Here is a 20,346-nt window from a genome sequence, read left to right as displayed (position 1 = left end):
GCATCAACGCCCCTTCGCTTCTTCAATCCTTCGAAGAAACCGCCCCATCGCGATCGCTCCGCCAAACGTGTAGTTGTAGGCCAGATCCGCCTTCGCTCGACTCCCCGCGATCATCTTCGGCCAGTCATCCAACAGCCTCTGCATGCGCGGCAGATCCAGAACACGGCTCGCCAGCGGCGACTGTGCAAGCCGGTCAAGCTCGTCCTGCCACTGCGGTATCCACGCCTCAAACATCTGCAGAAAATCACTCGACTGCAACCCCCGCAGCGGCTCCGCCAGCAGCTCCGCTGGCAAGTCCCTGCGAAACGCCTCTCGGTACAGCTCCCGCTTGATCCCTTCCGGCGCAAATGCCTCATCCGGAATTCGCAGGCAAAGCTCGATCAGCCGCCGATCCGCCGTAGGATCTTCGCGCTGCATGCTGAAAGCCCGCCGCTGCAGCGCGCCCATCATCCCCATGTCGCCGCCGCGAATGATCGAGAACCGCCACGCCGCACCGCTCGACCGATCCCCTTCCATCGTCGTTCCCATCGCCGACATCTCCATCTGCGGCAGGCCCGAACTCTCATAGAAATCCCGCCGCATCAGCGACAGCTCAAACATCTTCGGCATCTGCTTCCGGCGCAGCCGCTGTATCCGAGCCATCGCACTGCGCGACGGCATCCACGTCGCCCCCAGCATCGTCTTCCACTTCGCGCCATGCCGCCTGCGGTTCCGCAACGCCCGAACCAGCGGCATCCACTGCCCGCTCCGCCGCAAATCGTATAGCCCAAACCCGCCGTTGTAGCTCGCGGTGTGGTTTCCCGCCTGGCCCTCCATCATCGCCACCGCACCTCGCCGGCGAGCATCTTCCAGGATCCCGAAATACCAGCGCGAGTTCCGGATGAACCCCGTCGGCCCACCACACACATCGCTCATCACATCCAGCGCACGCCACCAGTCCGCCGCATCCGTCCGAACCGCAACATGCTCCACATTCGGATACATCGCTGCAACCTTCGCCGCCAGCGGCCACTCATCGCTGAAACGATCGCCCGCAATCTCCCGCGCGTTCACCGCATGCACCGGTACAGACGTATACGCAATCAGCGGCCGGTTCTGCTCCGCAAGCACCTGCGCCGTCAGCGCAGTCACCCCCGAACTATCAAAGCCCGAGCTAAGCTGCGAAGCCACCAGCCCCTTCGCCGGCAGACGCACCCGCACCGCACGCAACATCGCCTCGCGCAGCGCCTCCGCATACTCCCGCCAATCCTTCACCACCAGCTTCGGCGCGCCTAGCGGCCTCCAGTAGTCGATCGTCCGCTCCGTCGCATCCGCGCCCACCAGCATCACATGGCCGCCCTTCAGTGACAGGATGCCCTTCCGCACCGTCGTCATCTCATCCGTCGGCGCCGACGCCGTCAGGCTCAGCACCATGGCCAGGGCACGCTCATTCAACGAAGCATCGACACCCGCCCAGCCAATCAACCCAACCGGCTCACTCGCGCAACAGAACCCGCCACGAGGCCGGCTGTAATACAGCGGCACACGCGACATCGCATCGCGACCCAGCACCAGCCGCCGCTCCCTGCGATCCCACAACGCAAACGCATACTCGCCATCCAGCCGCTCCGAAAACTCCGCACCCCACGCCAGGTAAGCAAACGCCGCCACCCGGGCCTCGCTCGAATCCTCCGGCAGATCCAGCTCCGCGCACAGCTTCCCCAGCTCAAACAGCCGCCCATCAAAGACCACATCCACAGGCGAAGAGCCGCTATCGCCCTCCCACACCGTCGCCTCATCCACAGCACCCAGCCACGCACCACCGCAAGGCAGCACAGACCGCAGACTGCCCGCACCCAACTGCATCCGGCGCAGCGCTCCCTCAACCTCGCGCCGAACCTCCGCCGATTCGCCAAGACATCCCGCAATCGACAATCGCTACTCCCCTGGCCACATCGCAGCCATCAAATCCCGCAACAAAACCTTACCCGCCCACCCATCGCAACGACAACTCCCCAGACGACACACCAGCCCTCCAGAAGTACCAATTCTGTCGTAAGATGGAAGCACGCGGAGAGATGGCCGAGTGGCTGAAGGCGCACGCTTGGAAAGCGTGTATACCGCAAGGTATCCAGGGTTCGAATCCCTGTCTCTCCGCCATTCAATCCTAAGTTGTTTGCTACAAGCGGCTTACGGTCAGCTAATAGGTCCCAAAAGGTTACGTAATCTACGTAGCCTTTGCCATTGGTGATTTCGTGACAGTAAAGCTTGGAAATTGGAAACCCAAGCCTGATAGCGAGACCTGGCAGTTCTCCGGCACCTCGGCTGATCTCTTCTCTTCTCGCCGCCTATCGTCGAGCGGGACCTACGCATTACCGCTATAGCGGAATGGCGATGAAGTGCGAGAATAGCGTGCCCTACTCGCTGACTTTGACAGATCTGAGCGGCAGAAAGCGGCCGAGCTGCTCAACGGCAAGACAGCTTTCCCTGACGCTAAGATGCGATTAGAGGTTGAGTTGTGGATCGCTTTGCCGAGATCACCTGGCGTTGCAGTTACTTCATGCTTGACGCGCTTAACGGCGCCATGCGGAATGCTGTTGCGAAGGACAAACCCGGAAGTGCGGCCCTCGTGAAAACCCAGCAGGCTCTCGCGCTCGGAAAGGTGGTCGTCGCAGTTGGCATCTTCTCGATCTTCGAGGCCCGCCTTCAGGATGGGCTACGGTGCCGCGACAGCTTCTCAGCTTCTCGCTGAAGCAGAAGAATATGCCTTGGTGCTGCGATTTGATCAATTCTTCGCAGGCATAAATGTCTTGAAGCATGGCAAGGGAAGCAGCTACGAGCGACTTCTAGCTCAGAAAGACAAACTCCCGTTCCTTCTGAAGGCACCCGACCAACGTTTCTTTCATGAAGGTGATGTGTCGGAGCCAGACACTCTTGTAGAGGTAGACGACGCATTCGTTGCAGCCTGCGCGGAGTTGGTAATCGCGTGCTTCATTGTCGTCGAACGGCTCAGACCGGATGCTGATTTCGGCTAAAGACTCAAAGAACAGTCCTATGGGGTCTGTCCGACAGATGGTAGATCGTACAACTCCTTATAGCCCATTTCGTATACATCTCGAATTTCCTCCTGCACCGAAAGATGCTCCCAAATTCGTAAGATCCGAACTGGTAGCAGTCCGTCATTGAAAGCCAGATACTGCTGAACTTCACAGATGATGCAAAGCAGGAACATGGAGGAGAGGAACATGCTGCGTGACCTCTGGATGGGAAATGCATCTTCCCTAATGATTGATCGTTGCTCGGGTGTCAAAGCAATGCTAGTAGCAAGGGCTCCTTGGATAAGTTGTGCAAAGCCATCCGAATGTGCGATGGATGCGAGCTCAGAATAAAAGCGGGTGTAAAGATATTTAACGACTCTGCGCCCCCTGCTCAACGGATCGTCCTTCTTCACTCCGTAGTCTTTCAAGAGGCCGATGGTGAGCCACTGCCTCAGTGCTGTTGTGGGGTTTAGCGCTTCTTCTTCCGTGATGAGGAGGTCGGCCCGTCCTTCTTCCAAGATCGCTCCTCGTTCTTGTAAAAACTTCACGATATCAGGCCGATCTTCCGTCCATTGCTCAGCATGAGTTGCGTCGTAAGCAATCTTTGCCCCTCTCCATCCTGCGCGAAGAAACCAGAACCCATTGCTCTCCAGATCTTCTAGAAGAAAAATGACGTTAGCGACCATCTCCAAGAGCGTCCGATCTATCAATGGAAAAACTAAAGAATGCTCTTGGTGCCAACCGGAGATGTAGTTTTCTGAACCGTAGCAATGAAATTGATGCAGTTCCAATAATGTAGCGCCATCTGTAAAGTGGTTAGTAGAACTGTTGCGCCTCTTGCCTCGTTCAGGCGCTCCGAGGGCCACTCGCGGAGAATGCGCATGGCCATCATCTGCGCGATATCACTTAGTTCTTTCTGGTAAAGCGACGCGTTCAAGCTAGGCTGTTCCATGCGTCATCATCCCTGATGAATTCAGCGTAAGCAACCAGTGCTGAGAGATAATCGCTTACAGTACCGAGGTCTACCTCGGCTGAAGAATGCTGCGCCCGATCCGCGTCGAAGCCGCACCGGCTAACGCTTCTGATGGATCGAGCAGGCTACTCGCCGTGATTCTCACAGCGGAAACCGTCGCGTACGGTACGCATGGGCGGGCAGCGCAGCTATAAGACAAGTCACATCCGATAACGACTACCCCTACTTCCCCTTCAAAACCCGATCCCGCCCACCAAACCCATGCAGAGCCATCCCGGCATGCGTCTCCACATTCCCATCCAGCGTCAGGTTCATCCCAACACCCGCGTTCCCACTGCCGGAAGTCGCATCCCAATCCCCCGTGAAGCCGCCCGCGCAACGGTTCTGCTTCAACACCACCGCAACCGGCGCGTTGTAGTCCACATTCTTTACAACAACGCAGGACACTCCCGCCGCCTGCTTGAATCCACCCTCAAACGTGTTGCCCTCGACACTCACCACGCCGCCACCAAAGAGCGTACCCAGGTTGATCGCCGGGCCCATCGCCGCCGATGCCGTGAAGTGGTTGTTCTTGATCGTCGGCCCAGCCCAGTAATCATTCGGCGTAATGGACGCATTCAAAAACTGCGTGCCAGTTACCTGTAAGCCCTGCGATGCGTTGCCACCCACGCCCACACACGCAACGTTGTAGCAGTTGATAACCCCATCGATGACTGCCGTCCGCGTGTTCACACCAGGCATGCGTGAGTCATTGAAGATCATCACGCCGCTCTTGCCCGTCGAAGACGTATGGTGCGGGCGAACGAAGACGTTGTTGTCCGCATAGAAGAAGGTCGCGAAGCCACCATTCGCAGCCTCCGTCGAACTGTCATTCTCGCTTCGGTAATCGATGCATCCTTCGCAATCGAACCCCACGTCCCCGGCATTACGAGACACATTGTTGCGCGACACAATGTCGTGAGCGACCGAACCCCAGACGCACGCACCCGTGACAGATTCGCACTGCATCGTTTCGATCGTGTACCAGCCACCATGCGCTCCCACTTGTGCGCGGGTTTTAGGACCACCCCTGCTCAGGTTCGCATCCGCGTTGAACCACTCGACGCCATGGCCGAACAGCTTCACACTGCCGTCATGCACACGCACATGCGTGGAATCCCCGGTCATGACGACTCCGTACGCCGTGCCGCCCCGCCGGCTCGCCGTCGCGTCGAACTTCCACACCTCGGCATCGTCCACACCGCCAAGGTTCGCCACGCCAATGTCCTTCACCACCAGGTCATGAACCCGAAGGTGCTGCGCATGCCGGGCAACAGGCGCTGCCACCACGGCAGAGTCGCCGCCGCCACCGCTCGCCGTGCAATTCCCCACGTCGATACCATTGCCCTCCGCACGGATCAGAGAGGTGTTGGGCGTCTTGGTCGTCAGCACCACATTCGCCGCACAGGAGATCCGGTTCCCGCCGTTCGCCACAACGTAAGCACCGGAAGCAAACGACGCGGAAGCGTTGAACAGCAGATCGTCATTCGCCCGTAGAGTCGCAGGTGCCGCAAACGTCCCAGCCGTGTCCTGGATCAACACCAGCGTTGCGGGCTTGCCCGCGTAGGCGGCCACTGCGGCTCGAAGCTGCGCATCCAGCGAAGCACCCGCGTACCGCTGAAAATGGACCTCGGTCTTCTGCACCTTGGCCTGGGAAGGGCTGCTCGGCACAAACATCGCCGCGACCGTAATCATCAAGAGGTGGTGGACCAGCAAGCCTGTAAGCGTCTTCATTCTGCCTCGCAGGTCCATGCTACCGTCCGCTCTGCCCGCTTCCCGACTCTCGGAGTCGCCTCACTTCGGGTGATCCTCATCCGCTGGCAGATACCACGGCACATCCTTGCTCGGGAAGAGCGTGGCATGTTTGCTCACCATGTGTTTCATCACCCGGTGCGCAAGCCGTATCGAGGTATCCACCTCCGCCTCCAGGTCACGGTCCGATGCTGTCGGATGATCGTGGATCACCTTGCGCGCCGTGCGGATCGCCAGGATCACGCACGCACCCACAAGCACGGAAGTCCCCAGCTTCGAAAGGTCCACGTGTTTGTTGTAGCCGCCAATCTCCATGCATCGAAGTATAGGCGATGAAAAGGCGAAGATCATCCACAACGCGGAATCTCTTTCTTCAACCCCTCTTCGCTGCCCAGCCAGAGCACCAGTCAAGATTGTACGGACGAAGATAAGGAATTACTCATTTTGTGCAAAGTTTAGCAACCGCATTGGGTCAAAAGGTCTTATGGTGAGGTGAAACCCTCGAAACCTGACCCTGCCCTGCAGATGCGGGACCAGCAGCGTAACTCCGGAGACCGTATGGCATCTTTGCGTCACACCTTTGCAGTTCTGTCCTTCCTTGCGCTCTCGCTTACCGGATGCGGTGTCGATCCTGCCTCCCTGCCGGCCCCCACCATCTCACCCGGTGGCGGCACATTCGCCCGGACGCAAACGGTCACCATCACCTCCGTCAACAAAGACAGCGTCATCCGGTACACGGTCAACGGAAGCCCTGCGACTTCGTTCTCTCCCGCCTATAAAGGCCCCTTTCAGGTTGCAAGCACGTCGACTGTCAGCGCGATCGCCGTGATCTCCTCCGCGGCTTACAGCCGTGTCGCAACCGTCAAAATTAATATCAATCTGCCGGGGGCCGCTGCCCCCGTCATCACGCCCGCAACAGGTTCCTTCGCAGGCCCGCAGACCGTCACCATCACCGCGGCCACACCCGCGTCGACCGTCTACTACACCACCAACGGCTCCACGCCCACCGCGTCGTCGACGAAGTACACAGCGGCCTTCGCAGTCTCTGCAACAACGACAGTGCGCGCGATCACCATAGCTACCGGCTATAACAACAGTGCGGTCGCATCCTCCATCATCACGATCCTGCCGAAGACCGTCGCCCTACCCGCCATCAGCCCTGCCGGGGGCACCTTCACCACGGCACAGACCGTCACCATCACCGATGCCACGGCTGGCGCAGCCATCTACTACACCGTCGACGGCCGCACCCCGACCACTGCATCCACTCGTTACACTGCCCCCTTCCGCCTCAGCACCAGCTCCACCGTCAAGGCCATCGCCGTCGCGACCGGATACGGCAACAGCGCAATCGCGCAGGCCACCTTCAAACTCGCAGGAGCGCTGAACGGCGCGGTCCAGATCCGCAAGAGCGCAGTCGTGGGTGCGACCGTACGTCTCTACACCGCGGGAACCACCGGCTACGCGACCGCCCCCCGTCTCATCAGCCCGTCACTCTCCACCGACTCCTCCGGCCACTTCTCCCTCACCTATACTTGCGCCAGCGCGACCGACCAGGCGTTTCTGCTATCGAGTGGCGGCACTCCCGCAGGCGGATCTGCAGCAACTGACCTTCTTACACTCGTCACCGCACTCGGGCCATGCGGCAGCCTCGGCACAGCCGCGACTATCAACGAATTCACCACAGTCGCTGCGGCATACGCACTCGCACAGTTCAGCGATACCTACGCGGGGTACGCCTACGCACGCATCGGCGCACCGGCCTCGAACGCCGGAGGCATCGCAAGCGCCTTCCTTACCGCCAAGGTCATCGCGGACCCGGTCACAGGACTCCCGAGCGGCCCACAGCTCTCCCCAGCCAGCACGCTCCCGCTGGCAGAACTGAACTCGCTCGCCAACGCCCTTTCAACCTGCGGCGGTCTCACCGGTAGCGCCGCGTGCCAGCCTCTGCTGAACGCCACAACCACCCCGGGACCTGTTGGTAGCGGAGGCTACTCAACCGACAGTTTCTCCGCCCTCGTCAACCTCGCCCTCCATCCAGCCGCAAACCCAGCTGCGGTGTACGCGCTATCCACCGGCGGCGTCTTCACGCCACGCCTCGCAGCCGCGCCAGCCGACTGGACGCTGGCCGTGACGCACAAGGGCGGCGGCATCAACAAACCAACGGCAATCGCCATCGACGGCATCGGCAGCGTCTGGATCGCGAACTATGCAGGCGCGGTCACACGGCTGTCGTCGCAGGGCGCGGCCTTCTCGCCCTCGACTGGTTACACCGGTGGTGGCATGTTCGAACTCAACGGACTTGCAATCGACCGCTCCGGCAACATCTGGGTCGCCAGCAAGGAAAGTGCAGCCAGCGTGAATTCCGGGAAGGGCGCAGTACAGCAGTTGACCAGGCTTGGCGTCGTCCTCTCCGGCACCACGGGCTTCTCAAGTGGCGTCAACAATCCGGCCAGCCTCGCAACTGACGCACTCGGCAATGTCTGGGTGGCGAACGGTGGTAACTCCACCGTTGCCCTCCTCTCCTCGGCAGGAGCTCCCATCACACCGACCGGCGGTCTCGCCGGCACCTTCAACGATCCCTCCGCGATCGCGATCGACGCCACCAACGGTGCATGGTTCGCCAACCAGGGCGGTAGCACCCTGCTCCGCGTGGCCGCCGATCGCACGCTCGGCACCGCCGTCACCTGCTGCAACGCACCAGCAGGCATCGCGCTCGATAGCGCCGGCAACATCTGGGCCGCCAACTTCAGCGGCGACTCCGTCAGCGAGGTGCGCCCCTCCGGCAACGTCGCCTCGGCCGGCTACACGCTCGGCACCGGTACCCAACCGCAAGGCATCGCGGTCGACAGCGCCAACCACGTCTGGGTAGCCAACACCCTCACCGGAACACTGACGCAGCTCCAGGGCGAAACAGGCACCGGCACACCCGGCACCCTCCTCTCCGGCACCAACGGGTACGGCGCGGCAGCATCGCTCAAGAATCCGCAACGGCTGGCCATCGATCCCAGCGGCAACCTCTGGGTTACCAGCTACGGCGACACCGCGACCAACGGTGCCGTTATGGAATTCATCGGAGCCGCCGCTCCGGTGAAGACCCCGCTCATCGGTCTGCCCGCAAAACCCTAGGGAAAGGTGCCCCGGCTCGCGCTTTGCTCATCACGCGCGCGAGCCGCTACAATCCTCCGCGACTGAGACGATTCAATCGGAAGGTTTTGACCGCATGCGCGTCACCCTGCAAGCACTCCTGACGGCCGCAACAATCTGTGGCGCGGCTGTAACCTTCGCTGCCAGCAGACCGCCGGACATAGCCTTCCACGTCACCATGATCGACCCTAGCTACGGCGAAACCGTCGCCGTTACCGACATCAATCGCGACGGCAAACCCGACATCGTCGCAGGAGAAAGCTGGTACGAAGCACCGCACTGGACCAAGCATCCACTGCGCCAGATCGACTACGCCAACGGCTACATCGACAACTTCTCAGACCAGCCAATGGACGTCGACGGCGACGGCTGGACCGACATCATCCAGTTCAGCTACTTCGCACACAACATCGTCTGGCTCAAGAACCCCGGCAAAACCGGCGGTCCCTGGAAGCAAACCGAGATCGACAACAGTGGCCCAACCGAGTTCGCCTTCCTCGTCGACCTCAATAACGACAGCAAAGCCAACGAACTACTCCCCGAATTCGACCGGCCCAACGTGCCCGCCGCATGGTTCGAACTTGCGAATGGTAAGTGGGTCAAACACGTCGTCGCCAAGATGAGCTACGGCCACGGCATCGGCGCAGGTGACGTCAACGGCGACGGTCGCAACGACATCCTCATACCCAAAGGCTGGCTCGAAGCTCCGGCCGACATCCACGCCGAAGGCGACTGGGTCTTCCATCCAACCGACTGGGGATGGAAGTCCATCCCGCCCGCCGGAACGCCCGCTGATCAGGCAAAATCTGCAGCCCGCCCCAACGGCCAGTTCGGTTACATGCACCTGATCGACATCAACGGTGACGGCCGCAAAGACCTTCTGACCGGCGTGGCGCACGACTATGGCGTCGCCTGGTATGAGCAGACCGCCGACGGTAAATGGGTGCAACACGTCATCGACAGCTCATGGTCGCAGGCCCACGCCTCGCAGCTTGTAGACATGAACGGCGACGGCCAGCCAGACTTCGTCACCGGCAAGCGCTACTTCGCTCACAACGGCGGCGACCCAGGCGAGCGCGATCCCATCGGTCTCTACTGGTATGAATGGCGCAAGCTACCCGCCGACAAAGCCACACCCGCCAACGGTGGAGTCGAATGGACACGGCACATCGTCGACTACGGCGGACGCATGGGCGGCGGCGTTCAGACGGTCGCAGTCGACATCGACGGCGATGGAGACCTGGACCTCGTCAGCGCTGGTAAGAGTGGTTTGTTCCTTGCCGAAAACCTGACGAAGTCGCCGAAGGCAACACCATCCAGACACTAACCCCGGTCATCACCGATGAGGGAGGTTTACTTCACCGCGCGCCTCAGCAACGGTTCGTTGCGCGGAGCATCCTTCCACAGTGCCTTCAGATCGTCTTCGACCCGCGCGGCATTCGGCTCATCGCCCATCCTGTGATAGGCCGTCGCCAGGCCCGCCTGCGCTGCCGGGTAGACCAGTGTCCCCGTCAGCAGTGATGCTCCGCGCTTTGTGATCACAGCTTGGAAGTCACCAATGGCGAGCACCCGCTCCTTCATCGCCAGGTGTATCTCACCGCGAAGCATGGCCGCAACGGGTGCCTGTCTGCCACCACGGCTGCTCTGCAGAATGTCGAGCGCTCCCTGCGCATCGCCGTTGCTCCACGTATCGGCCGCGCGTGCAATCGTTGCCAGGTGCACATCGTTGATTCCCGCGCTGCCTGGCGCGTGCTTGCACCATGCCCCGGCAATCTCTGCATAGAACTCGGCCAAGTCGCCTGCCTTCGCGGCACGAATTGCACCGCCGTCGCAATGTCCGGCCATCGCTTGAAGAGCGGAGATACGTGTACGCATGAGCGTTCCCGTTGACGCGACTTCCCGCATCTGCTGCAGGCGAGCCGCCGCGCCTTGCCCAAATCGCGACGCCTCGACCAGCCTTCCGCGATTGGCAAGATAGGTCACCACGGCCCACTGATCCTGCCAGTTCGACGATGCTTCCGCGAGGGCCAGCGCCATTGACTCGGTAGCCAGATCCCCGCGCAGATAAGCTGCCAGCAACAGCAATCCAGGCGTGGAGGCGCGCAGTGACACGGCGTGAGCCTGCTGCTTCAGCGCGGACTCATAGTGGTCCTGCGAGATCATGGCCTCTGTCGCGATGGTGATGGCACCACGACCGGCTGGGTCGAAGAGGACAGCTTTGTTCCCGACTGCCTCCGCCTCTGCGCCACGCCCGGCCGCAAGCAATTGCCGTGCAAGAGCAATCTGCGCTTCGGTCTGAGTCGGACAGGCCGTCGCCCATTGCTGCGCCGCATCGAGCGCGCCGGCGGCGTCTGCGATCTCATAGACTGCGCGGTTTCTCTCGCACACGCCAACCCGTCCAGCCATCGGCTTCAGAAGGGCCGCAGCCTGCAGGCGCTCCGGTTCTGCTCCCGCCTGACGTAGTGACTCCACCAGATCCAGCCTCGCAGTGACAAAGGACGGATCGTCGGCCAGAGCCTTTTGAAACTGTTCAACGGCCGCCGTCGGCTGCCCCGCTCGTAGCAGCGATGAGCCGCGCGCGTACAACGCCAGCGCACTCAGCGAAGCTGTAGCCTCGTTCGCCAGTTGAACCGTATCCGCTCCGGCCTGTTCCGGCGTTTCGCCCATGTGTGTGCGCAGCGCGACCGCCAGTCGACTCAATGCATTGGGCAGCTCCACCATGGATGCCGCGTCGACATCTTCCTGTGCCAGCCTGGAGCTGTCCGTCGTCTTCAGGATCTCGGCGTGTACGTGGTATCGCTCGCCGTCGCGCGATACAGAGCCAGTCAGATAAGCCGCTGCGCCACTGCGCTTCGCCATCTCTGCCGCGTCCAGATCCACTGTATCTGGAGAGGGCGCAAAGCCTGTCAGATGGAGAGACGGCATTTCCTTCAAGAGGATCTGCATGGCAACCGCCGGAGTTTCCTGCAGAACAGCGTTGCCGGTGGAATTATCGAACTGCGTAATCTGTAATGACCCAGTGAAGACGCTTGCTGCCGATGTCGCTGCTCCTCTCGGCCGCAGAAAGATTGCGGCCGCAATGCCCGCCAACAATAGAACGGCCAGCACAGGAATCCACCAGCGTATGCGACCCGTTGCTTCCACCTCTTCCGAGTCACCCTCAGCAGCAGCCCGCTCAAAGGACAGATCCTGTAGGAGGCGAGCAGCATCGAGTTCGAGTGAGGGCCGGCTACCGGATGTGCGCGCATAAATCTGGGAAGGCCGGCTGCCGGAAGGCTTGATTCGCGGGCCGCGTACCGTTGGCTCCTGAACCGGCACTACATGTTTTGGTTGGGTTTCGCGCGACGGCAAGGGCCTAACCGGCAACTCTTGGGAGACCGCAGCAGGCGTGTCCTGCGGAACGGACGTAACACTCGCACCAGAGGAAACAGAGGGCCGCGCGGGAGCCTCATGCTTCAGCTTTCTCAAGTCTTCCAACAGCACGGTCGCAGACTGAATGCGATTCTCGCGCTTTTTCTCCAGCAGCTTGCGGATGATGGCATCCATCCCGGGCGACAAGTGTGAGTTCTGCATGCGCGGAGGCACCGGGTCGCTTCCCAGCAGCTCTGCAAACACCACAGCACTCGTCGCACCGCGGAAGGGCACATCGCCCGTTGCAAGCTCGTACAGCACAGCTCCCAGCGAAAACAAATCGGATCTGGCGTCCAGGTCTTCGCCGCGCGCCTGCTCCGGCGACATGTACTCGACGGTTCCGACAGTCGAACCGGTGCGGGTCAGCCCGCCGGCATCGCCATAAAGAATGCGATCCGTCTCCATCTTCGCCAGACCGAAATCCAGCACCTTCAACTGCTTCTCCCCGTGCGGACCATCCACCAGGAACAAGTTCGCCGGCTTGATGTCCCGGTGCACGATGCCCTTGGCATGTGCAGCCGCCAGCGCCAGCGCCGCCTGTGTTGCAATGGCCTCCAGCTCGGCTGGCAACATCGGCACACCGTCCACCAGCCGGTCTTTCAGGCTCTGGCCGTGGAGCAGTTCCATCACCAGGTACGGATCGCCGTCTTGTTCGCCGATATCGAAGATCGTTGAGATATTGGGATGGTTCAGCGAAGATACTGCGCGTGCCTCGCGCAGAAAGCGTTCGCGAGCACTTGCCATCTCCAGGTGGCGATGCAGAACCTTGATGGCAACGTCGCGTTCCAGCCGCCGGTCGCGCGCACGGTACACCGCACCCATGCCACCGGCACCGATCTGTTCCAGCACAACATAGGGCCCATACTGCAGCGGGCCGTTCTGCTCCATTGCGTGGCTCCCTAAGCTGGCCCAAATGCGCCGCATGCCTCGCGAATGACTTCACTGAGACTGCGTTCCTAACCAATCGGCTATCGCGAAATCATATACTGAAACGCACAACGCCCTGCCGCTGGCTCCAGCTCACCTGGAACCAGCGGAAGGCCCTGCGGCGGCAGGCCAACTTCCCTCGCCTGCTGCATGGATTGCTACATTGGCCTCACGTATGACCAGCCTCGCACCCTCGCAGATCGCAGCAGCGCCCGTCCTACCGATTGGTCCACAGGTCCTGATGATCGACGCGGACGACACGCTCTGGGAGAACAACATCTACTTCGAGCGCGCGATCGAGCGCTTCGTCGAACTGGTCGCGCACCCCAAGCTCTCTCCCGCAGAAGTACGCGAAGCCTTCGACGCGCTGGAAGCAACACGGGTCAAGACGCACGGCTACGGCACAGGAGCCTTTCATCAATCCTTGATCGCCGGCTACGCGCACCTTACCGGCGCTGAGGTCACAATCGACACGCACGAACATCTCGCCGCATGCGCGGTCAGCGTTCGCGACGCAGAACTCACGCTGCTCGACGGTGTCTTCGAAACGTTGCCGCTGCTCGCGCAAAAGCACACGCTGATCCTCGTGACCAAGGGCGACCACCAAGAACAGACTGCCAAGCTCTCGCGCTCCGGACTCCACGAGCACTTCCACCACGTTGAGGTCCTGCCAGAGAAACACACCGCAGCGTACGAGACATTACTTCATCGTTACGATTGCGACCCCGCTGTCACGTGGATGATCGGTAACAGTCCACGCAGCGACGCCAACCCCGCGCTGGCCGCGGGCATGCACGCCGTCTATCTGCCACACCCAAGTACGTGGGTGCTTGAGAGCGAGCCGCTCGCCGAGCCTCGACACGACCGTCACCTCTTGCACCTGTCCAGCTTCCGCGATCTCCTGAAGCACTTTTCATAACCCGTTTTCCGCAGGCAGAGTTTAGGGCTTTACTCTGCTATACTTAGGTCTGGATGGGGCTTCCCACAGTAGTGCAAGCAGTATGCGCTTTCTGTATGCGGAGGTGGCGAAATTGGCAGACGCACTAGCTTGAGGTGCTAGCGGGTAACACCATACGGGTTCAAGTCCCGTCCTCCGCACCACTCCTAAATCTCAAGCAAACAAAGAAGGCCAACCCAAGCGGTTGGCCTTCTTTTATTTGTCCTCCGACAACCATGTCGCCAATGTGAAATCAGTGTCACAAGACGCTGCGCGTCGTCTTATGACTGATGACGGACGTAATCAAGGTAGGATGAGGGAGTTACCTCCAAGAGGCCTCTTATGTTCGTTGAGTTGCGTGACATCGTCCGGGCTCTAGACGCGAACCAGATCATCCCCTTCTTCCAGCCCATCGTCGAAATCCGAACCGGAAACCTGAAGGGATTCGAAGTCCTCGCCAGGTGGCAGCATCCTGAGCACGGCCCCATCCTGCCACGAAACTTCATCTCGCTCGCAGAGAGCAACGGACTGATCGGTTCCCTCACCCAACAGATATGCCAGAAGGCATTCCTAGCCGCCAAGGACCTGCCGAAGCACCTGACTCTCTCGGTCAACGCCTCCCCGATCCAGATGAGCGAATCTACTCTGCCCGGACAGATTCATTCCATCGCCGGCAGCACTAGCTTTTCTCTGAAACAACTCATCGTCGAAGTAACCGAGACCGCCCTTCACCACGATCTGAGCCTGGCCAAAAAGAACGCCGGCGAACTGCGTGAAATGGGTTGCAAGCTCGCCATGGATGACTTCGGCACCGGCTACTCCAGCCTTCGGCACCTGCAGTCGATGGCCTTCGACGAACTGAAGATCGACGCCAGTTTTATCGCATCCATGACCGTCGCCCGCGACAGTCGCAAGATTGTCGCCGCCATCGTCGGTCTGGCACAGAGCCTTGATCTCATCACCGTTGCCGAGGGCGTGGAGACTGAAGAACAGGCCGATATGCTCATCTGGCTCGGCTGCGAACAGGCGCAGGGCTGGCGCTACGGTCGGCCGCAAGGTGCTGAATGTATGGCCGCAATGATCGCAGCGGAACCGATCGCCGCTCTGCCGGCACTCGCCACGCCCGGCGACGATTGGGCTACTTCCAGCCTCGAAGCACTGCCGACCCTCCGCATGGCGCAACTCCAGGCTATCTACGACGGAGCACCGGTCGGCCTGTGTTTCCTCGACAAAAAACTTCGCTACGTCAGCCTGAACAAGCGCCTCGCCGAGATGAGTGGCATCTCCGTCAGGGCGCATCTGGGCCACCCGATCCAGGAGGTCTATCCCGAGTGGTATCCCATCTTCGAGCCCTATCTCGCCCGAGCATTACAGGGCGAGGCCGTCTCGCGCGTGGAACTCCACGGACCGCACCAATTCCCCGGTGGCGCAGACCTCGAACTCCTGGCCTCCTATCAGCCCGCGTGGGATGAGGCCGACGAGGTCATCGGCGTCTCCATCTCGGTCCTCGACATTACAGAACACAAGCGCAAACGGCGCTCGGCCGCACGCAAGACTGACCCCGAGGCATTTCTCTACGAGGTAAACCCGGAAGTCCCATGGGTCATGGACTCGGACGGAAACAACCTCCAGGTCAGTTCGCGCTGGGTCCAGACCACGCCTCTCGGCAAGGATCGGACGCGCAACCTGCGGTGGCTTGAAGCGCTCCATACCGACGACCTCGCCAACACGTTGAAGGTCATGAAACACGCACTGCGAACCGGCAAACCGATCGATGTCGAGTACCGCGTCATGGGCATCGATGGCGATTGGCGATGGATGCGCTCCACCGGCTCCCCTCGCTTCGGTCCCTCCGGCGAGATCACACGCTGGTACGGCAGTGTTGAGGACATCGACGACCGCAAGGTCAAAGAGCAGGAGACCCTTCGCAGCAGAGCGAAGCAGGCACAGGAAGACGATGAGATCCTGGCAAAGGGCCTTTTGATCACCCACACCATCCAGTCTTCGATCACAGAACAGATCTGCCAGGACAAAACGGACGAGTCCGCTCCGGCAGCATAAGCTGTCCACTTACGACGACAGGAACTCCCGATGGTTCGTCACGGGATTTGACGCGGTCCACGGTGATACACTCACTGCTGGAGAGATGTGCCAAGAGGCAACTCTTTCAAGAGCTCTCGCAAGCGACCATCGCTCCAATCCCTGACTCCTCAGGCCACGCGGTTCCGCCGCACCCATTCTGATCTGCGCCAAAAGCGTACCGCGCCGTTACCCGGCGCATTGAGGCAAGCTCCAGACCGATGAACGCCCTTCTGATCCTTCTCGTCATCCTGCATGTCGTTATCTGTGTCTTCCTCATCGGCGTCGTCCTGTTGCAACAGGGCAAGAGCGCCGATCTCGCCGGAGCCTTCGGTGGACAGGGTTCGCAGACCGCCTTCGGCCCGCGTGGCGCAGCCAATCTGCTCACCCGCCTGACCACCTGGTCGGCAGTGCTCTTTATGCTCACTTCGATCAGCCTGACCATCCTGATGTCGCGCACCAGCGATCGTTCGGTGCTGTCGGGCATCAAGACACAGCAGAGCGCGCCGAAGAAGTAAGGCGCTCAACGGTTCTTCCAAGGGGCGTAGGCTTATGGCCTGCGCCCCTTTGCTGTGCCCATTAACCCCGTAGGAGCTTCCCCTGTGCAACGTGAGACCTTCCCCGTCGGCCCGCTCCAGTGCAACTGCTCCATCCTCTACGACGAAGCAGCACACGACGCCACCGTCGTCGACCCCGGCGCAGATCTCGCACGCATCACCGCATTCCTGACCGCGCACACGCTTAAGCTGCGGCAGATCGTCGTGACTCACGGTCACCTCGATCACATCGCCGGAGCAAAACTCCTCTCGGAACAGACGGGCGCGCCTGTCCTCTACCATCAGGCCGACCTCGCCCAGCTCGCGTGGATGGAACAGCAGGCCGCATGGATGGGCGTCCCGACGCCGAAGGTCGCACCACCCGACGAGAGCGCCGAGGAAGGTACGAAGATCGTCGTCGGCACACAGACCGGAACGGTGCTCCACACCCCAGGTCACACCGAAGGCAGCATCTCCCTGCTTTTTCCCGAGAGCAATCTGCTTCTGGCCGGCGATACACTCTTCCGCAGCGGCATCGGTCGGACGGATCTCCCCGGCGGCGACACCGCGACTATCCTTCGCTCCATTCGCGAGAAGCTCTTCCCTCTTCCCGAGAACACAGAAGTGATCCCCGGTCACGGACGCGCCACGACCATCGGCCATGAGATCGAGCGCAACCCGTTCTTCAATGAATAGAGTCACTTAATCGCAGGCATCGAAAGCATCGGACGAGATGTTTTCCAGAGTGTTTACTCTCGTGGTTCAGCTTCCCGGCAGGTACTGCGAGTGGCGGAAGCCCGCCCGGCGGATTGCAAAGCAGCCAACCGCCTCACGGTAATCCCGCTTCACCTTGTCCCAGAGGCCATACTCATGGGGCCACTGCGCGGGGTGCGTGCGCCAGTCAAAGTTCAGGCCGTCCTTGTAGTGCTCCAGGATTAGCGCGGTCCGCGGCAGATGGTACGGCGAACTAATCACCTCCGCCGAGTGCCATCCGTGATCCGCCATGATGGCGTGGCTGTACCAGATGTTCTGGATGGTGTCCTTCGCCTTCCCTTCAATGACGATCGCCTCCCGCGGCACGCCTTCCGCGGCTGCGTAGTCGGCCATCACCTGACCTTCGACATAGCTGTTGTGCGCCGGTCCGCCCGTCATGATCACGTGCTGCGCCACGCCCGCCTTGTACTCGCGCACACTCTCATCGATCCGCTCGCGCAGTTCGACTGAGGGCGTACCGTCCGCCTTAGCAGGCGTGCCGAGGACAATCAGCGTGTCAAAGTGACTTTGTGTCGTGTTGTGATCCGGCACCGTCCACCAGAACAGAAAGACCACCAGCACCGAGCACACGGCCGCGGCCAGCATCGCCCAAAGGATTACCCGTACAAATCGCATGCCGCCAACGTAGCACGATCAGCCATACCAAATCAGAAGGCCACCCGAAGGTGGCCTGTGATTTGAAGCATCTTCAAGCGTCCTGTTTGGCCTATCGCCGGCCAGACTTCTTCGCAGGCACGGCTTTCTTGCCAGCCTTCGCAGGTACGGCCTTCTTTGCAGGAGCCGCCTTCTTCGCAGGTACAGCCTTCTTCGCCGGAACAGCTTTCTTGGCGACAACCTTCTTCGCGGCCGCCTTCACAGGTGCCGCCTTCTTTGTGGCAACCTTCACCGGCGCCTTCTTCGCAACGGCCTTGGCTGGTGCCTTCGCGGGCGGTACGGCCTTCTTGGCCACAGCCTTTGCAGGAGCGGCCTTGACCGGTGCTGCCTTCTTGACCACAACCGGAGCCGGAGCGGCCTTCGCAGGCGGTGCAACCTTCTTTGCGGCGACCGGTTTCGGTTCGGCAGCGGAAGCAGCCTTTACGACGACCGGTGCCACAGGAGCAGCCTTCTTCGGAGCAACCACCTTCACGGGCGTGGGCTCAGGAGCGACCTTCGAGATCGGCGTGCGAGGCGTCGGCTCCGGTCCACGATCCGGGCCGGTAAGATCGCCAACTTCGGTCAGACCAGATTCCAGGCCGGCATTCTCTTCTTCGGCCGCAACAGTCACCGCGGCCTTCTTGGCCTTGGCGCGGCTCGGGCGCGCTTCCTTCTTCGCGCGAGCGCGACGAAGGTTCACAGGCGGCGGTGGCGCGGGCGGAGAATAGGGCTCCAGGAAAGCCTTCATCTCTTCCGGAGTCGACAGCTTGCCGTCCATCAACTCGAAGAACAGCTTATCCAGCAGTTCCGCATAGATCGGGAGGTCCTGCGTAATGCGCATCTCCGTCAGCAGCGAGTACGGAATGCGCTGGCGTGCATTGGGCGATTCGGTGAGGAACGTCTTCAGACGAGCCTGGACTGGTGCCGACTTGCTGCCATAGGCAGTCGCCAGAATCAGGTTGGGCTCGGACGCGTGCAGCATCCGCCATGCAGCCGAAGGCGCAGCGACGTCCTTCGCAGAAAGCTGCGTTGCAAAGTCCTTCGTGCGGGCATCCAGCGTATCGATCTCACGAACGAAGCCAGGCCGCACGAACATCGCCTTCAACTGCGCGACCTCGGTCGCCGACATCTTCGCCGTGACCAGCGGGAACGCGACGGCGGCGGGCTGCGACAGGATGCTCTGCATCTGCAACTGGCCCTGGCGCTCATGCAGATCGCTCAGCGCTGCGGTATTCGCCTTGGCAGAGCTTAGTGCTGGATACAGCGCCGTCACCCAGCCCTCGGCCTCGAGCGCACGCAGCACGCGGACAGGGTCTTCTTCATGGAAGATCTCTTCCAGCTCGTATCCGCGGCTCCAGTCGCCCAGAGCGGAGATGTAGCCTTCTTCCTTCGCCGTCTCGTAGCGCTGACGGGTCTTCTCTTCCATCTGCCAGCCCAGACGCGCGATCAGGCGCGTCATGCGGATCAGGCGCGACGGGTCTTCGATGAAGCCGTAGTTGCTCACCAGCCGCAGTTCGCGGTTTTCGATGTCGGCCACGCCGTTCAACGGATCCATCAGAAGCCCATACGATCCCTCGTTCAGCGAGATGGCCATGGCGTTCGCTGTAAAGTCGCGGCGGCGAAGGTCGTCGGTGATGTTGCCGGGTTCGTACTGTGGCTTACCGGGCTTTGGCCAGGTGACGGAAACGGCCGAACTCAGTTCGACACGCACGCCTCCCGGGAAGACCAGGAAAAGCTGTGAAGCGGTGGGATTTTCGCCCACAACTTCAGCGCCAGCCGACGTCAACGGGTTCTTCAACCGGGAGACATCCCCCTGAACAGTCAGGTCAAGATCGCGAATTGATCCGCCACCGGTAAGGTCGCGAACCGCACCACCCGTCAGGAATACGGTGGTGTCGAACTCGCGAGCGACGGTGCGAATCGTTCCAATGGCCCTCTGCTGCGCGGGCGAAAGGCGGGTTTCCAGCAGATAGATATAATCAGCCATGAGCCGTTCAGTCTCCAGATCGCGGCCCATCACGGCGGCCGCGCGATGCCGATAAGCGTCGCTGATTCAGCAGGTTAGCGACTGGGTGAAAGCCTCGGCACAAAATGCGAGTGTAGCACGATGCTGGTGATTTG

General features: G+C 60.9%; 14 protein-coding genes and 2 tRNA genes. 9 read left to right on the top strand and 7 right to left on the bottom strand.

Annotated elements, in window-relative coordinates; translation table 11 throughout:
- Window positions 1-3: 3 nt before the first annotated feature.
- Entirely contained in the window at window positions 4-1,914 is a 1,911-nt protein-coding gene (locus TERRO_RS09520; protein WP_157178310.1) for an asparagine synthase-related protein, read from the bottom strand.
- 137 nt (window positions 1,915-2,051) lie between these two features.
- Between TERRO_RS09520 and TERRO_RS09515 the strand changes: the two genes are divergently transcribed.
- Both TERRO_RS09515 and TERRO_RS21995 read left to right on the top strand, forming a co-directional pair.
- Window positions 2,052-2,139: transfer RNA gene (locus TERRO_RS09515), tRNA-Ser, on the top strand.
- Window positions 2,140-2,690: 551 nt separating this feature from the next.
- Window positions 2,691-3,014: a hypothetical protein gene (locus TERRO_RS21995; RefSeq protein WP_157178309.1), complete on the top strand. Its 324-nt coding sequence runs from the start codon at window positions 2,691-2,693 to the stop codon at window positions 3,012-3,014.
- A 17-nt stretch (window positions 3,015-3,031) separates the two neighbouring features.
- On the opposite strand, the gene TERRO_RS09505 is transcribed toward TERRO_RS21995, so the two are convergent.
- The 3 genes from TERRO_RS09505 to TERRO_RS09490 all read right to left on the bottom strand — a co-directional run bounded on the left by TERRO_RS09505 (window position 3,032) and on the right by TERRO_RS09490 (window position 6,096).
- Complete coding sequence (locus tag TERRO_RS09505) at window positions 3,032-3,883, bottom strand: hypothetical protein (RefSeq protein WP_157178308.1); 852 nt, start codon at window positions 3,881-3,883, stop codon at window positions 3,032-3,034.
- Between the two features lie 329 nt (window positions 3,884-4,212).
- A complete protein-coding gene (locus TERRO_RS09495) occupies window positions 4,213-5,763 on the bottom strand; it encodes a hypothetical protein (protein ID WP_041592538.1) in 1,551 nt (516 codons plus the stop codon).
- 60 nt (window positions 5,764-5,823) lie between these two features.
- Window positions 5,824-6,096, bottom strand: coding sequence for a hypothetical protein (locus TERRO_RS09490; protein ID WP_014785784.1), 273 nt, complete (start codon window positions 6,094-6,096; stop codon window positions 5,824-5,826).
- Between the two features lie 243 nt (window positions 6,097-6,339).
- On the opposite strand from TERRO_RS09490, the gene TERRO_RS21990 reads away from it, so the two are divergent.
- Together TERRO_RS21990 and TERRO_RS09480 are read left to right on the top strand one after the other, a co-directional pair.
- Window positions 6,340-8,910: a chitobiase/beta-hexosaminidase C-terminal domain-containing protein gene (locus TERRO_RS21990; RefSeq protein ID WP_014785783.1), complete on the top strand. Its 2,571-nt coding sequence runs from the start codon at window positions 6,340-6,342 to the stop codon at window positions 8,908-8,910.
- A 94-nt stretch (window positions 8,911-9,004) separates the two neighbouring features.
- Entirely contained in the window at window positions 9,005-10,255 is a 1,251-nt protein-coding gene (locus TERRO_RS09480) for an FG-GAP repeat domain-containing protein (RefSeq protein WP_014785782.1), read from the top strand.
- Between the two features lie 26 nt (window positions 10,256-10,281).
- Here TERRO_RS09480 and TERRO_RS21985 read toward each other — a convergent pair whose 3' ends face one another.
- The gene (locus TERRO_RS21985; protein ID WP_014785781.1) at window positions 10,282-13,227 is read right to left on the bottom strand and encodes a serine/threonine-protein kinase; all 2,946 of its coding nucleotides are present in this window, start codon (window positions 13,225-13,227) and stop codon (window positions 10,282-10,284) included.
- A 214-nt stretch (window positions 13,228-13,441) separates the two neighbouring features.
- On the opposite strand from TERRO_RS21985, the gene TERRO_RS09470 reads away from it, so the two are divergent.
- The 5 genes from TERRO_RS09470 to TERRO_RS09450 all read left to right on the top strand — a co-directional run bounded on the left by TERRO_RS09470 (window position 13,442) and on the right by TERRO_RS09450 (window position 17,514).
- The gene (locus tag TERRO_RS09470) at window positions 13,442-14,185 is read left to right on the top strand and encodes an HAD family hydrolase (protein ID WP_014785780.1); all 744 of its coding nucleotides are present in this window, start codon (window positions 13,442-13,444) and stop codon (window positions 14,183-14,185) included.
- Window positions 14,186-14,282: 97 nt separating this feature from the next.
- A tRNA-Leu gene (locus TERRO_RS09465) sits at window positions 14,283-14,367 on the top strand.
- Between the two features lie 178 nt (window positions 14,368-14,545).
- Window positions 14,546-16,264, top strand: a complete 1,719-nt coding sequence (locus TERRO_RS21980) for a sensor domain-containing phosphodiesterase (RefSeq protein WP_014785779.1) — start codon at window positions 14,546-14,548, stop codon at window positions 16,262-16,264.
- Window positions 16,265-16,503: 239 nt separating this feature from the next.
- Window positions 16,504-16,800 (top strand): preprotein translocase subunit SecG, encoded by a 297-nt coding sequence (gene secG, locus TERRO_RS09455; RefSeq protein ID WP_014785778.1) that lies wholly within the window; start codon window positions 16,504-16,506, stop codon window positions 16,798-16,800.
- 84 nt (window positions 16,801-16,884) lie between these two features.
- The gene (locus TERRO_RS09450) at window positions 16,885-17,514 is read left to right on the top strand and encodes an MBL fold metallo-hydrolase (RefSeq protein WP_014785777.1); all 630 of its coding nucleotides are present in this window, start codon (window positions 16,885-16,887) and stop codon (window positions 17,512-17,514) included.
- 66 nt (window positions 17,515-17,580) lie between these two features.
- Here the strand turns inward: TERRO_RS09450 and TERRO_RS09445 are convergent, their stop codons facing one another.
- The gene (locus tag TERRO_RS09445; protein ID WP_041592536.1) at window positions 17,581-18,207 is read right to left on the bottom strand and encodes a YdcF family protein; all 627 of its coding nucleotides are present in this window, start codon (window positions 18,205-18,207) and stop codon (window positions 17,581-17,583) included.
- A 91-nt stretch (window positions 18,208-18,298) separates the two neighbouring features.
- Entirely contained in the window at window positions 18,299-20,212 is a 1,914-nt protein-coding gene (locus TERRO_RS09440) for a tRNA nucleotidyltransferase/poly(A) polymerase family protein (protein ID WP_041593201.1), read from the bottom strand.
- Window positions 20,213-20,346 lie beyond the last annotated feature (134 nt).

The sequence above is a fragment of the Terriglobus roseus DSM 18391 genome, assembly GCF_000265425.1.
Classification (GTDB): Bacteria; Acidobacteriota; Terriglobia; order Terriglobales; family Acidobacteriaceae; genus Terriglobus; species Terriglobus roseus.
Note: the sequence above shows the minus strand (reverse complement) of the source record. Positions and strands in the feature narration are given on the sequence as shown.

What these genes read in the sequence shown, in the direction of transcription:
- TERRO_RS09480 (WP_014785782.1), top strand. Translation starts at nt 9,005, where the DNA reads ATGCGCGTCACCCTGCAAGCACTCCTGACGGCCGCAACAATCTGTGGC.
- TERRO_RS09495 (WP_041592538.1), bottom strand. Translation starts at nt 5,763, where the DNA reads ATGAAGACGCTTACAGGCTTGCTGGTCCACCACCTCTTGATGATTACG.
- TERRO_RS09440 (WP_041593201.1), bottom strand. Translation starts at nt 20,212, where the DNA reads ATGGCTGATTATATCTATCTGCTGGAAACCCGCCTTTCGCCCGCGCAG.
- TERRO_RS09470 (WP_014785780.1), top strand. Translation starts at nt 13,442, where the DNA reads ATGACCAGCCTCGCACCCTCGCAGATCGCAGCAGCGCCCGTCCTACCG.
- TERRO_RS09490 (WP_014785784.1), bottom strand. Translation starts at nt 6,096, where the DNA reads ATGGAGATTGGCGGCTACAACAAACACGTGGACCTTTCGAAGCTGGGG.
- TERRO_RS21985 (WP_014785781.1), bottom strand. Translation starts at nt 13,227, where the DNA reads ATGGAGCAGAACGGCCCGCTGCAGTATGGGCCCTATGTTGTGCTGGAA.
- TERRO_RS21990 (WP_014785783.1), top strand. Translation starts at nt 6,340, where the DNA reads ATGGCATCTTTGCGTCACACCTTTGCAGTTCTGTCCTTCCTTGCGCTC.
- TERRO_RS21995 (WP_157178309.1), top strand. Translation starts at nt 2,691, where the DNA reads ATGGGCTACGGTGCCGCGACAGCTTCTCAGCTTCTCGCTGAAGCAGAA.
- secG (WP_014785778.1), top strand. Translation starts at nt 16,504, where the DNA reads ATGAACGCCCTTCTGATCCTTCTCGTCATCCTGCATGTCGTTATCTGT.
- TERRO_RS09445 (WP_041592536.1), bottom strand. Translation starts at nt 18,207, where the DNA reads ATGCGATTTGTACGGGTAATCCTTTGGGCGATGCTGGCCGCGGCCGTG.
- TERRO_RS21980 (WP_014785779.1), top strand. Translation starts at nt 14,546, where the DNA reads ATGTTCGTTGAGTTGCGTGACATCGTCCGGGCTCTAGACGCGAACCAG.